This is a genomic window from Sulfurovum sp. (assembly GCF_041562805.1).
In the GTDB taxonomy this organism is placed as follows: Bacteria; Campylobacterota; Campylobacteria; order Campylobacterales; family Sulfurovaceae; genus Sulfurovum.
The window spans coordinates 1-1,760 of the sequence record NZ_JBFFOH010000277.1; the positions used below are offsets into that span (position 1 = coordinate 1).

General features: G+C 38.5%; 1 protein-coding gene. It reads left to right on the forward strand.

Annotation, left to right across the window (positions count from 1 at the left end; genetic code table 11):
• The first annotated feature begins 127 nt into the window (after window positions 1–127).
• On the forward strand, window positions 128–1,429 hold the full coding sequence (locus ABYK33_RS15735; protein ID WP_373034263.1) for an OmpP1/FadL family transporter: 1,302 nt from the start codon (window positions 128–130) through the stop codon (window positions 1,427–1,429).
• Window positions 1,430–1,760: the final 331 nt, after the last annotated feature.

Below are 1,760 nucleotides of genomic sequence, written 5' to 3' on the forward strand. Positions count from 1 at the left end.
CATAAGAAATATCTATATTATTTACTTTTCATTTAAGTTTCAGCTAATTTTGACTGGCTTATAATGGGCGCAGTCAAAATTCGAGAGTTCGGATTTTAATCTTTACAATTCTATAGGAGAATTACATATGAAAAAAACAATCAAGTTAGCTTTAGTAGCTGCAATGGCACTTGGTGCAACATCTGCATTCGCAACGAATGGTGACCACCTTATCGGTATCGGTGCTAAAGCACGTGGTATGGGTGGTGTTTCAATCGGTATGAGCCATGGTGCTGAGTCAGGTATTGCAAACCCTGCTTTGATCACTTCAGTAGAAGGGACAGAAGTATCTTTCGGTGGTACTCTCTTTATGCCAAACGTTGAAGCAACAATGAGCAACCCTATGGGTGGAGATCAACCAACTGAGAAAAGTGCAGCAGATATGAGTATGATCCCTGCTGTTTCAATTGCTAACAAAGTGAATGATAACTTCTACTGGGGTATCGGTATGTGGGGTACAGCTGGTATGGGTGTTGACTACCGCGATGCTGAAACATCGGCTACAAACTCAGGTAATATGCAGATGGTAACTAACTTACAACTAATGCAATTTGGTGTGCCATTGGCATATAAAGTTGCAGGTTTCAGCGTTGGTGTTACACCAATTCTTCAATATGGGGCACTTGATATAAATTATAACTTTGGTGGACAAGAGACCGGTGAAGGTGTTGCTCAAGACCTTGCATTCGGTGTGAATGTTGGTGCAGCTTACGAGATCGCAGGTGTAACAATGGGTCTGCTTTATAAGTCACCTATTGCAATGAACTATGACTATCAACTTTCTTCAGCAACTACGCCATTTGTTCAAATGGGTATATTCCCTGCTGCTATGGCAAATGATTTAGAACAACCAGCTGAAATTGGGTTGGGTGTCAGTTATGCTATTGCAGGTAATACTATTGCTGTAGATTTCAAGCAAATCAAATGGGGTGATGCCAAAGGATATAAAGATTTTGGTTGGGAAAATCAAAATGTACTTGCTTTAGGTTATGAATATTCAGCAGATACATGGGCAGTACGTTTAGGTTATAACTATGCTAAACAACCTATTACTGAAGCTCAAAGTGGTCCGGCAATGATGGTTGATGCAACTTCAGGAAGCTTCGCTCAGGCAGGTGGTAATGCTCTAAATACATTCAATCTTTTAGGCTTCCCGGCAACGACTGAATCACACATCACACTTGGTGGAACTTATGTATTCAGTAAGCAGATCTCATTAGATGGTGCATTCACATATGCTCCGGAAACTGAAGTTACAATGAAAACTATCACTGGATATTCTGATGCAGGTACTCCAACAGATCCAACTGATGATATGCTATTTACAGGTGATACAACAGTAAAACATAGCCAATCAGCTCTTTCAGTTCAACTTAACTACACTTTCTAAACAGATAACCGCCTGTAGGCGGTTATCCTTTATCTCCATCGTATTTATGAATGTATAGGTACATCAGTTGTTACAAAATTGATTAATATTCAAAACAACAGATCTTATGAAACAATAATGAACGATATAGTTGTCTATGTCAATGAATCTCGACAATGTTAAACTAGCTTCACCTTAATATTAAATAACACTCCACATTCCATCCACAATTATCATTTATAATCATAATAGTCATAGAGCCAGTTTATGTAAGCAAAGCTAGACAGAGTAATTGCTACAATTTGTAAGCATTTATATTGATATCAGTCTGCAATAAATGATTGGTTGATAG

What these genes read in the sequence shown, in the direction of transcription:
- ABYK33_RS15735 (WP_373034263.1), top strand. Translation starts at nt 128, where the DNA reads ATGAAAAAAACAATCAAGTTAGCTTTAGTAGCTGCAATGGCACTTGGT.